Raw genomic sequence first — 15,834 nt, forward strand, 5'->3', positions numbered from 1 at the left:
TTTCTACCGGGCCGACTTTTGAGCTGTTTGCTATCGCTTAAAAAGAACCTGTTATCCATCTAATAAAACCTCTTATCGAAGATTTTATCCTTGTTAAAATTTTCTATGCTACATTAGTAATACCTGATTCAGCGTTTTAAAAGGAGGCCTCCTATGAAAATTCATTTAACCATCAATCATGAACTCGAAGAAACAGAGGTTCATATTCATGCCAAGGAATATAATGAGCAAATTGAAAGATTGATGAAGCAGCTTCAAGCATCCCAAACGACGATGCTAGATGGGTATTTTCAACAAGAAATTCATCTATTAAAAATTTCTGATATTTATTCCATTTACGCAGAGGATGCCAAAGTATTTTTGCAAACAGATGAGCAAGAGTTTGAGTCAAAGCGAAAATTATATGAGCTAGAGGCACAGCTAACCAAGGATTTTGTACGAGTGAGTAAATCTACGCTTGTCAATATCCATAAAATCGCCTCTATTCAAATGGGCAAAATCGGCACTACACAACTATTACTCGAAAATGAAGTAGCCATTCATGTCAGTCGAAAATACTTAAAAGAATTAAAGCGACATTTAGGTATTGGGAGGGATTTATAGCATGAAGTATTTACGCATGATGATTATTGGACTACTCATTTCCCTTAGTTCTTCTTACATCTTAGTCACATTAAGCGTCCTTTCAAACAATGCGGTTATGTCAGGAGCAGAATTACTGGAGGAGATTATCATTGCTACCATTCTTGGTATTGCGATTGGACTATTTTCCGCCATTTTTGATATCGAGCCAATCCCTTTTACGGTTCAGCTACTTTTACATTTAATCGCTGTCACAGCATGTGTATTAACGGCAGGCTATTTCGGGAATTGGTTTGAACATTCAGGTGTGACATATGTGCTACTATCGGAAGCTATTATTTATCCCATTGTTTGGTATATTATATATGTTTTTCAAGCAAGGGATATTGAAAAAATGAATCAAGAAATTCAAAAGAGAAGGGATTAACCACTCATGACTTTTGCGATAAAAGTTGAAAATTTATGTAAACAATATGGTGTGCAACATGCTGTTAATGGTATTTCATTTACTGTCGAACAAGGCACCCTATTCGCTTTTTTAGGTGCAAACGGTGCTGGTAAATCTACAACGATTGAAATTCTTTGCACATTACTAAAAAAATCGAGCGGTCAGGTAACCATTAATGGTTTCACTCTTGATGCAAGCAATGATAATGCAGATATCCGTAAATCTATCGGTGTCGTTTTCCAGCAAAGCCTATTAGATGAGCGATTAACAGTACGCGAAAATATTCTCCATCGAGGCAAAACATATGGTTTATCGAAAACACAGCTTACTGAAAATTATCAATTTGTTTCCACCTATTTGCATTTAGAGGATATTGAAAAGAAAAAATATGGCACATTATCAGGGGGACAAAAAAGGCGAGCAGATATTGCTCGTGCATTGATTCATCGTCCTAGTATTTTATTTCTGGATGAACCTACAACCGGTTTAGATCCACAAACACGGCAATTTGTTTGGCAGGCTATCAAGCAACTTCAGTTGGAAACCAATATGACCGTTTTTTTAACAACCCATTATATGGAGGAAGCGGCAGTTGCTCACCAAGTCACTGTCTTAAAGCAAGGAAAAATTGTCGCACAGGGGACACCCGATGCACTGAAGACAAAATATGCCTATGATTCAATGGCTCTCGTTTTTCATCATTCGAAGGAGGGTGTAAAATTTCTTGAGGAAAATGCGATCTCCTACACAGAGAATCAAGGGATATACACCATCCGTTTAACTTCTACCTTACAGGCACTTCCCTTTTTAAAAAAAGCTGAGCCACTCATCTCTTCCTTTGAAGTCATTAAAGGATCCATGGATGATGTCTTTCTTCATATTATGGCTGAGGGGGAGGTTGCGTAATGGAAGCATTATTTAATTTAGTTTTGCGTAATAACAAAATATTTAGGCGGGATAAAACACAGGTGTTCTTCTCCCTACTATCAGTCATCATTGTCATTGTGCTGTACGCTGTCTTTCTCCAAAAGATGCAGGTAGATGCCATTGAACGACTAACAGAAGCTACGCCTGAATTGATCACTATGGTCAATGAATGGCTTGTAGCAGGATTACTTTCCATGATTGCTGTTTCGACTACACTTGGTGCCTATGGCATTGCTGTTAAGGATCAGGAGTCAAAAGTGCAAGCCGATTTTTTAACCGCTCCCCTTTCTCGTGCAACCATTCAGTTAAGCTATGTACTCAATGCGTTTATTATCGGCTGTATTTTTTCCTTTATCGCTCTCATAGGCTGTGAAATCTTTATTGTAGCAGCGGGTGGTAAGCTTCTAAGTTTTGGGGATTTTGTGCAAGTAATGGGCATCCTATTTTTATCTGTCTTGCTTGCAAGTGTCTTTAACTTATTTCTTTCGTTATTTGTGTCGACACAAAATGCTTTTTCAACACTCAGCACAATTGTTGGTACATTACTTGGATTTTTATGTGGTGTTTATGTTCCTCTTGGAGCTCTACCAAGCTTTGCTCAACATGTAATCATGTACTTCCCAATTAGTCATACAACACTATTATTACGCAATGCTTTTATGGAGAGCTCTATTGCAAATGTTTTTGAAGGTGTGCCTGTTTCCTATGTGGAAGATTATAAAATCAATTATGGCATTGTTTACGAGCTAAATGGACATATACTTAGCTCCTCAACAAGTCTAATTGTGATTGCTTGTACAATCGTAGTTCTTTCTCTAGCATCTATGATTCTATTTAAAAGAAAATATAAATAAATATTAACCAACATCATGACACATCGTTTAAAAAACGATGTGTTTTTTATTGCATTCACACAAACATTTTGTTATTTTAAATATAAAATAACAAACAAATTTTAAAATTGTTTGTTTTTCGGAGGATTCCCAATGGATGTAAATGAATTGTTTTGGCAAGCTCCTATCGAGGATCTTAAAAAGGGTTACATCGATGAAGCGACACACTTCACTTGCCTACTGTGCGGTGAAAAAGTAGAAAAAGGCATTATTTATCCTTATGAAGGCTTACTGTATGAAGCAGAGAAAATGATGCAGCACCATATTACATTAGCTCACCAATCTGTTTTTCATTATTTAAACGGTCTCAACAAAAAAATGACAGGCTTAACAGAACATCAAAGTCATATTTTACGCTTATTTTATGAGGGAAAATCGGATCAGGAGATAAAAGAAGAATTAGAGATTGGCAGTGCCACAACGATCCGCCATCACCGTTTTGCTTTAAAAGAAAAGGAACGCCAAGCCAAAACATTGTTGGTGATGATGGAGTTACTAAAGGAACAAGATCAGAAGGAGGAACCATTTGTGCCTATTCATAAAACAGCTACGATGGTTGACGATCGCTATAACGTAACCCTCACGGAAGAACAGCAAATATTGGAGAAATTCTTTCCACAAGGTATAGGCAAGGAGCTAGTACGCTTTCCTAAACGTGAAAAGCAGAAAATTGTAGTACTTCGAGCCCTCACAAAGCTTTTTGATGTAGAAAGACAATATACAGAAAAAGAATTAAATGAAGTCATCAAACCAATATATGAAGACTATGTTCATATACGTCGTTACTTAATTGAATACGGTTTTCTGGACCGCAAAGCAGATGGTAGTGCCTATTGGGTAAAAAAATAAGAAAGCAGGTTATTAAAAATGGATCATAAAAAAGAGTTAAAAGAAATGTATAAAGAGATGAAAATTGAAGCTGGTGTTTTTACCATGACTAATAAACAAACAGGAAAAGTGTTTGTGGGTAGCTTCAATAATTTAAAGCGTTTAAATGGCTTTCAATTTATGCTAAAAACCAATACACATACGAACAAGGAGCTTCAGGCAGATTACAATTCATATGGTCAAGAAGCTTTTGATGTGGATATCGTTGAGCATTTAAAGAAAAAAGAAGAGGGCTATTTTGACGCCAAAAAAGAACTCGAAAAGCTGGAGCAAAAATGGCTCGACACGCTAAAGCCTTATGGTGAACGTGGCTATAATTAGTAATTATATAGTAGCGCATTTGCCAGTAAGTAGATGGTAAATGCGCTATTTATCACTCAGTTGTCTTGCTTCCAACGGATTGAATTTCCTGTTGAGCTTTCTTCGTTAATTTATTGAAAACAAGCTCATAGGAATGTTGGATAAGATTCTCTACCAAATCCATCGGAACATCATCAGCATCCATATATATAGAATTCCAATGGGTTTTATTCATATAGTAACCAGGTATAATGCTGTCATATGCTTCCCTTAATTCCTCCGCTCGAGAAGGCTCACATTTCAACGTAAGCACAGGTTTGCCCGTTGCATTGCCCCCAAGCATGGCATACATTTTTCCACCGATATGATAGCGATCTGCTTGCCACTCCTCTTGATAGTCATACGTTGTTCCTTGAAGCTGTAAACAGTAAGCATGAATTATTTCTTTTTCCATCTTTACGATCCCCTTCCTACCACAAATAAAAACACACGTTCGATTACGGTTAGTATAACCTAAAACGTGTGTAGAGAATAGCATTATTTAGTTGTACCACGATCAAACATCCCGATAACCTCTGTTGTCTGTAAAATATTCACAAATGACTTTGGATCAGTTTCCTTAATCGTGCTTTTCACATCAGCTAGTTGGTAACGCGTAATAACAGTGATTAACACTTTCCGACCTTCACCAGAGTATGCTCCCTTTGCATCGATAATCGTTACCCCACGATGCAGCTTTTCTAATAGCTGCTGTTTGACCTCGTCCCCTTTACTGGTAATAATCATCAGCGTTAATTTAATATGGCTCGTATGAATTGTATCAACCACTTTTCCAGTTGCATAAATGGAAACAAGTGTTAACAATGCTGCATCCCAGCTAAAGACAAAGCCAGAAGCTGCCACTACGATACCATTCATAGCTGCAATTAGCGTACCGAGTGGAAAATCGCGTTTGCGACTAAGTAGCATAGCAATAATATCAAAGCCCCCTGAGGAGCCAGCCGCTCGGAAAATCATGCCCATTGCAAAGCCTACAATAACACCGCCAAATAAGGATGCGAGAATTGGCTCTTGTGTCGTTTTGTGTATCGGAATAATATATAAGCTCACTGACAACACAGCCACTGACAGAATGGTGTAGCTGATAAATCGTTTGCCAAGCTTCATCACACCTAAAATCAGTAAAGGCAGGTTAAGCAGTAAATTTAACACACCTGTATTCAAAGGGGTAATAATCCCAAGCATGATGGCAATACCACTCAACCCACCACTCAAAATTTCATGGGGAATTAATAAATAATTATAGGCAAAGGCTACTAAAATGGAAGAAAGTGTAATTACAATCACATTTCGCATAATGCTATCCCCTATCAATCAACGACCAAATTTTGATACATCTTTGTCATAGACTACCCAATTTACTCACATGAAAAACCTATCCTCTTACTTTTTCTTCTGTTCTTCCTTTAAAGGCATATTTTGCTTCTGTTCCCCAGTATCCGCAACCTTATAGATCCGCTCCAGCATTGGTGGATGTGTATAACGGAACCACTTCACTAAGAGTGGTGGGTTCACTTCACTTAAGCCTGAAATCGTTAGCTTTTGAAACGCTGTTACAGCCGCTTCTCGATCATTCATAAGGTTAATCGCATACTGATCTGCTCTCGTTTCCTGATATCTTGATATCAAATTGGACACTGGATTGGAAGCAAATAGTAATATAGAGGTAATGAGTAAAAATAATGGATAGGAACGAATGCTACTGATTTTATTAATTTTAAAAACCTGTCCATATCGTGAAATCAAGCGACGCATAATTTTCGCTGTTAGCCATAACCCTATCAACATTAAGAATAAATAGCCTGCAATGCCAAAATAAATATGCTTTTCTACATAATGTCCCATTTCATGTGCCATGATAAATAAAATTTCATTGTCTGTTAGTCTATTTAATGTGGTATCCCAAAGCACAATTCTCGAATTGCTCCCAATCCCTGTCACATAAGCATTTAAGGCATTGGTCTTTTCTGCCATATTGACCTCATAAACATGCTCTGCCGGAATATTTGCCTGTGTAGCAAGTGTAAGTATCTTTGTTTCCAGCTCTTTATTTTTTAACGGATAAAATTCATTGTACAAAGGATCAATGACAACTGGCTGAATGAACATTACAAAGATTGTAAAGGGGATGGTTAAAAGCCAAGCATAGAGCCACCATCTTTTTTCGCTCTTTTTAATGAGCCAATAAATTACCGTAACAATAATCAAGCTAGTGCCAAAGTTCACCCAAAAATCAATGACACCGTCCTTCATCCAAGATGCAAATGCTTGTGTACTGATGCCATAGCTTTTGCTAAGATGATAGCGATAATAATCAAGCGGGAATAGCACGATATATAGTAATAAAGATAATAGGAATAAGTAGCCTGCATTTTGCAATAGCTTCCACTTCGTTTGGGAGGTCGTCACTTTTTCGAAATAACGGGATACGCCCAATAGTAAAATCAAGAAGTAAATAACCCATTCTAAAGGTGTGGCTACAAAGAATATAAAGTTCCGTATTTTTGAATATTCACCACTTAAAAAAAGCTCCTTGCCAGACATAAACATCACTGGATCTGCCGCCGTTCCTTGTAATGCACTCGGTATTTTACCACCACCGCTATGGAATATATACCAGTACATACAAAGCACGTAAACACCGAAAAGTAGTAGTGTAACAATGCCCATTTTTTTCGCTATGTTATTTCCCCCTCATATCACCCAAAGTTCGTCCTATAGTAAGTGTAAGCGAAATTAGCAAAGTTAGAACAAACATGGACCTACTTTTTTAATCTCTCTGTTGCCAAAGAAAAAATTCGCCCCATTTCTATATGTGGCGAATTCATTATAGTCCTACTTATTTATCCATGACAAATGCCGTTTTACCACGTTGATCTACACTTAAATAGCCTGCAAATAATAGTTGCTCATACCATTGTTTTTCAATAGCAGCTGCTTGAGCGGCATCATCTACCTTTGTAGAAAGTTCAACCATCATGTCTCCTTTGTACTGCCACACTTCTATATCCGCTTCATGTCCTAGAAAACTTCCTTTATAGGTCATAGCATTAGCAGGTCCATATACAACAGCTTGAGACAACGTATTTTTATACCATGCTTCAGAATCCCAATTTACAATTTTCTTTGGAGAATTTTCAAGAATGCGTTTTTTAGCAGCACTCGTATCTACCGTATCGTAAGAGACATCAGCAGAAGTCTTCAAGGACTCCTTCCGGCTAATCGTAAATGTACGATGGTCTCCCTTACTATCTAACTCAAACTTATAATTGGACTCAGAACCAGTAAAACCATGATTCGCTGTTTCTACCATTGCGTCACTTAATGATGTATTTAAAAAACGCTTTTTATAGGTTATATCCATTTTATTGCTACCTTTATATACGCGTAAGCGATGTATATAATCATTATGGAGAAACGTTTGGTCAAACGTATCATAAAAATAAATTTTTACATCATCCTTTTTAGTCGCTTGAAAAACCTGTACAATCGTTGATTCCTTAAAAATCTCAGGTTTAATATTGAATTTAATTTCATGCCCTGGTTCAATGGCTGCTTTCGCTTGTGTTGTACTCACACTCATCATACTAATTATTGTCAAGCCCATGACACATATATAAAATGCCCATTTTTTTAGTTTAGTCACGCTTTAACTCCTCCTTCGGAAATGTTGTTGCTAAATTTGTATGTGTACTGTGAAAATAGATAGTTTGTCGTGCACGAATTCTCTGTGACAGAGCCACAATATCACGATAGTCTGGATGTGTTTTATAGAAGAATTCCTCTGAGAGATGCTTCAAAATAGATGGATTGCATGAATGACGAGAATAGCCTGTGTAGACAAAAATAGTTGTTGGATATGCCTTTGCAAGCTCCTCCAATTGAGCCTCATCCTGCTCTGAGACAAAATAAAGTGCATGGTGACTGTCCGGTTTTTGCTTGTGACATACTTGGGGTACCGCTTTATTCGGCCAAATATTTTCGGGATCTTCATCATAATGCTCCAATAAAGTTTGTAGCTTTGCATCTACACTAATCGCTCGGGTTGTATGTTCAGAAAGATAAGACATAATATCCACTGTTTTGCCCGAAAAAGAGGATGGGAAAATAATTGAACGATTGGGATGAGCCTTTACGTACGTAGCCAATTGCTGTAATACCTCAAGATTATGAATGCATTTTTCCACATGTCCACTATCAATAAACGCTACATCATAAACCGTTCCATCCTCCTCTGGTAAGGTCGCCTTTAACAAATACGAATCGACTACATAATCACCAGAGAAAAAAATCATCTCATCAAAAAATCGAATTTTGTACCACACGCTCCCAATTAAATGTCCACTATATCCCCATTGAAAGGCAAGATAATCATTGACCTCTATCCAATTTCCAATCGTATCTGGGTGGAAAGTACGGACTTGTGGAAGAGGCAGTGGAAGCTGCTGAGCAGTTCTATGACTCATTAATACCTGCCCCGTATAGTCCATCTTTTGTAGTAATGGCAATGCCCCTACATGATCAATATGCGAATGAGAAATAAAGACAGCAACTAGCTTTTCAATATGATTAGGTGTAATATTTGGTGGCGTTTTTTGAGCATTTTTCATAATCCCACAATCCAATAAAATGGCCTGCCCATGATTTTCGATATAAAAGCAATTGCGCCCATATTCCCCTACACCACCTAAAATTTCAAAACTAAGCATTGGCCTGCCCTCCTCGTCTTTGCAGCCAATCTAATAGGAACATAAATACCACAGTCATCAAAACAGTGATGACGGCAACTGCCATCCCAACCCCTACATTACCTTGCTCAAATTGACTATAGATAAAAGTTGCCCCTGTCTCGACTGAGGGTGGCAAAATTAAGAGACCAGCTACTAGCTCACGCATCGAAATAATAAAAGTCATCATCATTCCTGTCAAAATACCCTGCATCAATAGCGGTAGGATGATGCGACGATAAACCGCCCAATTACTACGTCCAAAAATAGCGGCTGACTGAAAGATAGAGGCATCTAATTGTGAAAAAGAAGATTTAATATACTGCACCGAATAGGGTAAAAACAGCACACAGTATGTAACGACTACCATTGCCTTTGTGTTATAAATCGTTGCGGGAAGCCACGGCGCATTCCAAAACATAATTAAACCTACAACAAAAACAATTCCCGGAATAATATTAGGCATTAAACTAAAAAAATCTAATACTTGCTGCTTTCTGGTTTCTCCTTTTTTAATATAAAGAGCAATGAATAAACCTATCATGGCTGTTATGATGGCCGTCATGATAGAAAAAACAATACTATTTAAAAATGCTGTCAATCCTGCACTTCCACTGGTGAAGACCTCTTGATAGGAAGCAAAGCTGAAATTCCCTGCCTGTAAACCATCTCCCCTTACCTTTTGCAAAGAGGTCACGATAATAGAGAAATAAGGAATGCCGATAGACAGCAATAGTACAAGTCCTACAAAAGTCCACGAAGCTGTTTTTATATACCACTTGTCCTTGATCTCACGTCTAGCAGGCGTTTTTCCTGATAGCACACCGTATGTATATTTGCGTCCAATGAGATTTTGGAAATACCAAATGACTAAGCAAACTGACAATAAGAATAAGGATAGCGAGGTTGCCATGCGAATATCGACTGGCCATCTTGATAGATAGGAGTGAATTTCGGTTGTAAAAACTTGAAACCCAATCCGACTGCCAAATGTAGCTGGCGTTCCAAATTCAGCAAGCGTCTTAATAAAAATAAGCAGACTTCCCAAGACATAGCTTGAAAGTACAAGGGGTAACACAATCTTTAGCCCATTTTGCCAGGAGCTTCGCCCAAAAATCAGTGCTGCATCTAAAAACGAGCCATTTATTCGAAGCAATGTATTTTTTAACATTAAATACAAAAACGGAAACAGGTGTAAGCTCATGATCAGTACCATGCCAAATAAGGAAAAGAAGGAATCAGTCATCCAAGCAGCACGTGGAATAAGCTGCTGTAAAAAACCATTGTGCTGCATAAACAAAATCCAGCCCATAGAACCAATATAGGGAGGTGTCATAAATGGAATCGTTAACACAATATCGAGCCATTCATATTGATATAAACTTGTTTTCGTACGAATGAAAGCCATAGGTAATGCGATAATTGTTGTCCCAATAATCACGAAAATCCCTAAGACCACAGAATTTCCTAGCGTCCTCCATATTCTCTCGTGTGCAAATATTCGGCTAAACTGTGATCCATCGAATTGCCCCTCATTTGTAAAGGTATAAACTAAAATGGCCATCAACGGAGCGATAGCAAATATGACGACAATTGTCAGTAAAAATCCAAAAGCTCGTCTTCCTTCCATTATCATGACTACTACAACCCTTCTCTATAAAAACTAGAAAGGAGGTATATCAACCTCCCTTATTTAACGAAATAAATCAGTAAACTTTGTTAGTACTTCAAGCTGTTTTGCTTCCGCACCCATCCAATCAACTGTTAACTGTGGAATTTCATCTAATGCTGCACGATTTTTCACAGCAATATCTTTATTTCCTGGCAATAAGTAAGCATCTGCTACTAGCTTTTGCCCTTCATCCGACAATAAAAAATCAACATAGGCTTGTGCAGCTTCTACATGTTTCGCATCCTTCAAAATACCAACCGCTCTAGGACTAACCACTGTCCCACTCGTCGGATAGATAATTTCTACTGGCTCACCGTCCGCTTTTGCTTTATAAGCCATGTAGTCTACCCCTGCGATCGTGGCATTTTTCTCACCCGTAATAACAGCATCCAATGCTTCTTTATTTGCACCATTGACTTGCAAGCCATTTTTCTTCCACGTATCAATTGTGCTCCAAGCTGTTTTTTCTGCTGCTGTATAACCAAATAAGAAATCCACAGCAGAGCCTGACAGACTTGGATCTGGTATATTTATTTTATTTTGCCATTCAGCTTTTGCTAAATCAGACCAATCCTTAGGCGCCTGTGTCGTATTTTTCGTATTATAGGCAATACCTAAAGCAGAGGCACTGTAGCCATAGAAATATCCATCTTGATCAGACCAATCACTGTTGATTTTGTCCTTGTTTTTAGCAGCTTCATAGCTTTGCAATTGGTCTGTAGCCTTTAAGCCATCCATTGAGGCGACAGAGGCAAGTACAACAATATCAGCTACAGGATTATTTTTTTCCGCTTCTAGACGAGAGAGAATTTTACCTGTAGTTCCTTGAAACATTTCCACTTTAATCCCTGTTTTTTCTTCAAATGCTTGCTGAATATTTGCAGCTAAACCATCTGGCCCTGCAGAATACACCGTCAGTACTTTCTCATCCTGTGTCTTTGCACTTGCTTCATTTGTCTCTTTTGCCTCTTTATTACCACAGCCAGCTAATGCCAAGGTCAATAAAATGCCAGCAGTTGCCCATAATTTAAAACGTCGTTTCTTCAATGTAAACCCTCCAATTGATAGATTTGTTTTTCATCAATAAATACTTGCAATCTTTTTCCATGCTCTAATGGTTGATTCTCATAAAAGCTCCAAGGCTGTCCATCCACCTGTGCTTGTACTAAATAACGATCGCCAACAAATGTGCTTTTCACAATCTCCGCTTGTTTAGCAATCGTACCAGGACGCGATACGCTTGATACGCCTTCAGGTCGCACGATCGATTGTCCATGATGAAACCAATTCACTTTACCAATAAAATCTGCCACATAGGGCGTTGCTGGTGCACGATAAATTTCCTCAGGCGAGCCAATTTGAGCAATTCTCCCTGCCTCCATAACGATAATTTGATCAGACATTGTCATAGCCTCTGTTTGATCATGTGTTACAAAAATCGCTTGGCAATCAAGTTCATGAATCAGGTGCATAATTTCATCTTGCATTTGCTCTCTGAGAACAGCATCGAGAGCGGATAAAGGCTCATCAAATAAAATCAATCGAGGGTTCGTCGCTAAAGCTCTTGCTAATGCCACCCGCTGCTGCTGTCCACCCGATAATTCACCTGGCTTTCGTTTCTCATAGCCTTGCATTTTTACCAATCGCATCACATGCTCGACTCGTTCAGGAATAGCTGATTTTGCAATAATGCCCTTTAAGCCAAAGGCAATATTTTGGAAGATGGTCATATGTGGCCATAGAGCAAAATCTTGAAAAACCATGGCGATATTGCGCTTATTTGGTTTGACATTTTTATGAGACTGTGAAGAGAAAATCACGGTGTCATCGAATCGAATTTCTCCTTTTGTTGGCTGTTCAAGGCCAGCAATCAACTTTAATAAGGTTGTTTTGCCACAGCCTGATTGTCCTAGAATCGTAATAAATTGCTGATCTAACTCCACATCGATTGGCCATAATGCTTGAGACTGCCCATATTTTTTCTCGATATTGGTTAATGAGATTTTCATAAGTATCCTCCTCGTTACTAACAACTATAAATTCCAGATATTTAGAAAATATTAATCTACTATTAATAACACGTTAAAAAAAATCTAATAAACTAAAACAAATACAAGATTTTTTCTAATTTGCTTTAGGAGGATAAAATGAATAATAGTAAATTACAGGCATTTTGCTTACTTGTAGAATTAAAAAAATTAGCCCCCGTGGCCAAAGCGCTTGGCATTACAGCACCTACAGTATCCTTTCATATTCGCTCTATTGAGGAGGAATACGGTATTCGTTTATTTCGAACAAACGCAGGAGGATACCGTTTAACAGAAGCGGGCGAAGGTGTGTATCATTACGCTCGTCAAATGGTTCAACTCCAAAAGGATATGGACCGTTTTATTGAAAATCTTTTAGCAGGCCATATCGGTTCATTACGACTTGGGGCGAGTGGCTTACCTGCCCATATTTTTATGCCAGATTTAATTCATCAAGTTTCAACGACCTATCCTGAGATTCGTATTTCATTAGAAGTAAAAACTGCACCCGAAATTGAAAAAAACGTAGCACTACAAGAATTAGATTTCGGGCTCATCATGGAGACCAAGCAGGAAAATCCTTTACTTCATTACGAAACTATCGGTGAAGATGCACTTGTATTGGCCTTCAGCCCATCACACGAGCTAGCAACAAAAAAGGACATCACCAAAGAAGATATTCTTAAGTACAAGCTCTTGTTGCATACATCCTCTAGCTCCACGAATCACTTCATCGAAAAGTGGATGGACCCTTTTCAGCCTTCAATTTACACAATTGAGCTGGATTCTGTGAGCACGATTAAAAAAATGCTGACCTTTGGAAAAAACATGGCGTTTCTATCCGTTTCCTTAATAGAAGAAGAATTAAAATCAGGTGTACTGATGAAGAAAGATCTACATGACGTGACGCTTAATAGAAAAATTCAATTGATTTATCCGAAAACGCGCTTAGATCATAAAATTGATGAATTTGTCAAAATGTCGGTTTACGAAATAGCGAAGCAATTAAAAATGTCTTCTTCGATGACATAATTCCACATGCAGTCGTAATAACATGGAATGGGAGGATATTTTTATGAAAGGAGGGTTGTCCTTGCTAACCAAGCTGTTAACAAAGGATTGTATACAGCTTGCAAACTTTGTCCAATCATGGCAAGAAGCGATTCATTTAGCTGCTAGCCCATTAGTACAGCAACACAAAATTGAACAACGCTATGTCGAAGCCATGATTCGATCTATTGAGCACTATGGCCCCTACGTAGTCATCACACCAAAAGTAGCCATTCCTCATGCACGGCCATCTGATGGGGTTCATGAACTAGCCATAAGTTTGCTATGTTTACAAAAACCTGTTTTTTTCAGCCCCAATCAGCCTGTTTACTTACTAATTGTGCTAGCTGCCATTGACAATGCTTCCCATCTACAGGCGTTGGCTGATGTAGCATTAGTCTTACAAGAACCAGATCAGATTGATGACTTGATCGCCTGTCAGCATGCGGACACGATATGGGAGAAAATCAAACAATATACAACAAAGGAGTCAACAGAATGAAAATTTTAGTCGTGTGTGGGAGCGGTTTAGGAAGTAGCTTTATTTTAGAATTGAATGTAAAAAAAGCATTAGAGGCATTGGGTAAAGATGCAGACGTAACACATACCGATTTAGCGTCTGCCAAGGCGGAGAAAGCAGATATTTATTTAGGGGCAGCAGACATTGTGAATGAATTAGCGCAAGACAAGGGAATCATTGTGAGCATTGTTAATATGATGAGTATTGAAGAAATAAAAGAAAAGCTAGAACCTTTGCTTTAAGCATCAAAAATTTGGATAGGATGAGGTGTTGGTATGTTGGATGTTATCATGCATGACATTTTAGGAACACCAGCTATATTAGTCGGCCTATTCGCTTTTATTGGTTTACTCATTCAAAAAAAATCAAGTTCCACTGTTCTGTCAGGTACTTTAAAAACGATAATGGGCTTTGTCATCCTTGGAGCAGGTGCTACGGTTTTGATTGGCTCTTTAGATCATTTTAGTAAAATGTTTGATCATGCCTTTCAAGTACAGGGAGTCATTCCCAACAATGAGGCCATCGTGGCAGCTGCTCAGACTAATTTTGGTACAGCTACTGCACTAATCATGGTATTTGGTATGATTATGAACCTATTATTTGCGCGATTTACGCCATTAAAATATATCTTTTTAACTGGACATCATACATTATTTATGGCTTGTTTAATCGCTGCTTCATTGTCAGTTGGGGGGATGAGTGGTACACCTCTTATTATCGTCGGTTCTATTATTCTTGGACTTTGTATGGTGGTGTTCCCTGCCATTTTACAGCCAACAGTTCGGCAAATAACAGGCAGTGACGACTTTGCTGTTGGTCACTTTGGCAGTGTTGGCTATTATGTTTCTGCAAAGATTGGCAAGCTCTTTGGCAATAAAACGAAATCCACAGAGGATATACAAGTCCCGAAATCATTAGGCTTTTTACGAGATACCTCTGTTGCTATTTCGCTAACAATGAGTGTGTTCTTTGTGATTGTTGCCCTTTTTGCAGGTCCTTCCTATATAGAGGCACAATTATCTGCGGGCTCTAATTTTATTATTTTCGCTATTATGCAAGCGATTACATTTGCAGCGGGTGTTTATATTATTTTAGCAGGTGTACGAATGTTAATTGCTGAAATTATTCCAGCCTTCAAAGGCATTGCAGATAAACTTGTACCAAACACAAAACCAGCACTTGATTGTCCAACCATTTTCCCATTTGCACCAAATGCCGTTATTATTGGTTTCATTTTTAGTTTTGTAGCAGGGCTGGTTTCCATGTTTATACTCCCCTTCATCGGACTAAAAGTTATCGTACCAGGTCTTGTTCCCCATTTCTTCACAGGTGCAGCAGCTGGCGTCTTTGGTAACGCTACAGGCGGCAGAATCGGTGCCATGTCAGGAGCCTTTGCCAATGGTTTATTGATTAGCTTTATTCCTGCCATACTACTGATCTTTATGGGAGACATTGGTTATGAAGGCACAACCTTTGGCGATCCAGACTTTGGCGTAATCGGCATTATTATTATTAATTTATTAAAATTATTCGGTGCTGTTTAGATAGTAAAGCCTAACGCTATTCGCGTTAGGCTTTTATAGTGCTATACATACAAGGCTTGTTACGGAAACCTTAATAAATCCATTACTTTAATAGTAATCTAGCTTTATATTTCTAACTTATTATGTATATAGAAATGAATCATTATTCTTATATATTCTCAGAAATTTATTTTAATCGAAGTCTGACATCAGACTA

General features: G+C 38.2%; 18 protein-coding genes. 10 read left to right on the top strand and 8 right to left on the bottom strand.

Features of this window, described 5'->3' with window-relative positions:
• The first annotated feature begins 153 nt into the window (after nt 1–153).
• The 6 genes from ACEVFT_RS20065 to ACEVFT_RS20090 all read left to right on the top strand — a co-directional run bounded on the left by ACEVFT_RS20065 (nt 154) and on the right by ACEVFT_RS20090 (nt 4,059).
• A complete protein-coding gene (locus ACEVFT_RS20065) occupies nt 154–603 on the top strand; it encodes a LytTR family DNA-binding domain-containing protein (RefSeq protein ID WP_342442984.1) in 450 nt (149 codons plus the stop codon).
• Nucleotide 604: 1 nt separating this feature from the next.
• Nucleotides 605–1,009: a DUF3021 domain-containing protein gene (locus ACEVFT_RS20070; protein ID WP_342534225.1), complete on the top strand. Its 405-nt coding sequence runs from the start codon at nt 605–607 to the stop codon at nt 1,007–1,009.
• 6 nt (nt 1,010–1,015) lie between these two features.
• Nucleotides 1,016–1,936: an ABC transporter ATP-binding protein gene (locus ACEVFT_RS20075; protein WP_393951107.1), complete on the top strand. Its 921-nt coding sequence runs from the start codon at nt 1,016–1,018 to the stop codon at nt 1,934–1,936.
• Nucleotides 1,936–2,811 carry an ABC transporter permease gene (locus ACEVFT_RS20080; RefSeq protein WP_342534223.1) on the top strand — a complete coding sequence of 292 codons (876 nt, stop codon included), beginning with the start codon at nt 1,936–1,938 and terminating at the stop codon, nt 2,809–2,811. Before ACEVFT_RS20075 ends, ACEVFT_RS20080 begins: the two co-directional genes overlap by 1 nt.
• 132 nt (nt 2,812–2,943) lie before the next feature.
• Nucleotides 2,944–3,699 carry a DUF2087 domain-containing protein gene (locus tag ACEVFT_RS20085; RefSeq protein WP_393951108.1) on the top strand — a complete coding sequence of 252 codons (756 nt, stop codon included), beginning with the start codon at nt 2,944–2,946 and terminating at the stop codon, nt 3,697–3,699.
• An 18-nt stretch (nt 3,700–3,717) separates the two neighbouring features.
• Complete coding sequence (locus ACEVFT_RS20090) at nt 3,718–4,059, top strand: GIY-YIG nuclease family protein (RefSeq protein ID WP_393951109.1); 342 nt, start codon at nt 3,718–3,720, stop codon at nt 4,057–4,059.
• 52 nt (nt 4,060–4,111) lie between these two features.
• On the opposite strand, the gene ACEVFT_RS20095 is transcribed toward ACEVFT_RS20090, so the two are convergent.
• The 8 genes from ACEVFT_RS20095 to ACEVFT_RS20130 form a co-directional block, all read right to left on the bottom strand.
• Nucleotides 4,112–4,492 carry an MmcQ/YjbR family DNA-binding protein gene (locus ACEVFT_RS20095; RefSeq protein ID WP_393951110.1) on the bottom strand — a complete coding sequence of 127 codons (381 nt, stop codon included), beginning with the start codon at nt 4,490–4,492 and terminating at the stop codon, nt 4,112–4,114.
• Between the two features lie 83 nt (nt 4,493–4,575).
• The gene (locus ACEVFT_RS20100) at nt 4,576–5,394 is read right to left on the bottom strand and encodes a YitT family protein (protein ID WP_393951111.1); all 819 of its coding nucleotides are present in this window, start codon (nt 5,392–5,394) and stop codon (nt 4,576–4,578) included.
• Between the two features lie 87 nt (nt 5,395–5,481).
• On the bottom strand, nt 5,482–6,780 hold the full coding sequence (locus tag ACEVFT_RS20105; protein WP_393951142.1) for a M48 family metallopeptidase: 1,299 nt from the start codon (nt 6,778–6,780) through the stop codon (nt 5,482–5,484).
• Between the two features lie 157 nt (nt 6,781–6,937).
• Entirely contained in the window at nt 6,938–7,744 is an 807-nt protein-coding gene (locus ACEVFT_RS20110) for a hypothetical protein (RefSeq protein WP_393951112.1), read from the bottom strand.
• Nucleotides 7,737–8,807 carry an MBL fold metallo-hydrolase gene (locus ACEVFT_RS20115; RefSeq protein ID WP_393951113.1) on the bottom strand — a complete coding sequence of 357 codons (1,071 nt, stop codon included), beginning with the start codon at nt 8,805–8,807 and terminating at the stop codon, nt 7,737–7,739. The genes ACEVFT_RS20110 and ACEVFT_RS20115 overlap by 8 nt, the downstream gene beginning before the upstream one ends.
• Nucleotides 8,800–10,461 carry an ABC transporter permease gene (locus ACEVFT_RS20120; RefSeq protein WP_393951114.1) on the bottom strand — a complete coding sequence of 554 codons (1,662 nt, stop codon included), beginning with the start codon at nt 10,459–10,461 and terminating at the stop codon, nt 8,800–8,802. The genes ACEVFT_RS20115 and ACEVFT_RS20120 overlap by 8 nt, the downstream gene beginning before the upstream one ends.
• 57 nt (nt 10,462–10,518) lie before the next feature.
• The gene (locus tag ACEVFT_RS20125; RefSeq protein ID WP_393951115.1) at nt 10,519–11,544 is read right to left on the bottom strand and encodes an ABC transporter substrate-binding protein; all 1,026 of its coding nucleotides are present in this window, start codon (nt 11,542–11,544) and stop codon (nt 10,519–10,521) included.
• Complete coding sequence (locus tag ACEVFT_RS20130; RefSeq protein ID WP_393951116.1) at nt 11,541–12,506, bottom strand: ABC transporter ATP-binding protein; 966 nt, start codon at nt 12,504–12,506, stop codon at nt 11,541–11,543. The genes ACEVFT_RS20125 and ACEVFT_RS20130 overlap by 4 nt, the downstream gene beginning before the upstream one ends.
• Before the next feature lie 138 nt (nt 12,507–12,644).
• Between ACEVFT_RS20130 and ACEVFT_RS20135 the strand changes: the two genes are divergently transcribed.
• From ACEVFT_RS20135 to ACEVFT_RS20150, 4 genes are read left to right on the top strand one after another with little or no spacing between them, the layout of a single operon-like run.
• Nucleotides 12,645–13,556, top strand: coding sequence for a LysR family transcriptional regulator (locus ACEVFT_RS20135; RefSeq protein ID WP_393951117.1), 912 nt, complete (start codon nt 12,645–12,647; stop codon nt 13,554–13,556).
• A 43-nt stretch (nt 13,557–13,599) separates the two neighbouring features.
• On the top strand, nt 13,600–14,076 hold the full coding sequence (locus ACEVFT_RS20140; protein WP_393951118.1) for a PTS sugar transporter subunit IIA: 477 nt from the start codon (nt 13,600–13,602) through the stop codon (nt 14,074–14,076).
• Nucleotides 14,073–14,336: a PTS sugar transporter subunit IIB gene (locus ACEVFT_RS20145; protein ID WP_393951119.1), complete on the top strand. Its 264-nt coding sequence runs from the start codon at nt 14,073–14,075 to the stop codon at nt 14,334–14,336. The genes ACEVFT_RS20140 and ACEVFT_RS20145 overlap by 4 nt, the downstream gene beginning before the upstream one ends.
• Before the next feature lie 33 nt (nt 14,337–14,369).
• Nucleotides 14,370–15,638 carry a PTS ascorbate transporter subunit IIC gene (locus tag ACEVFT_RS20150; RefSeq protein WP_393951120.1) on the top strand — a complete coding sequence of 423 codons (1,269 nt, stop codon included), beginning with the start codon at nt 14,370–14,372 and terminating at the stop codon, nt 15,636–15,638.
• Nucleotides 15,639–15,834: the final 196 nt, after the last annotated feature.

The sequence above is a fragment of the Lysinibacillus sp. PWR01 genome, from assembly GCF_043359455.1.
GTDB lineage: Bacteria > Bacillota > Bacilli > Bacillales_A > Planococcaceae > Lysinibacillus > Lysinibacillus fusiformis_F.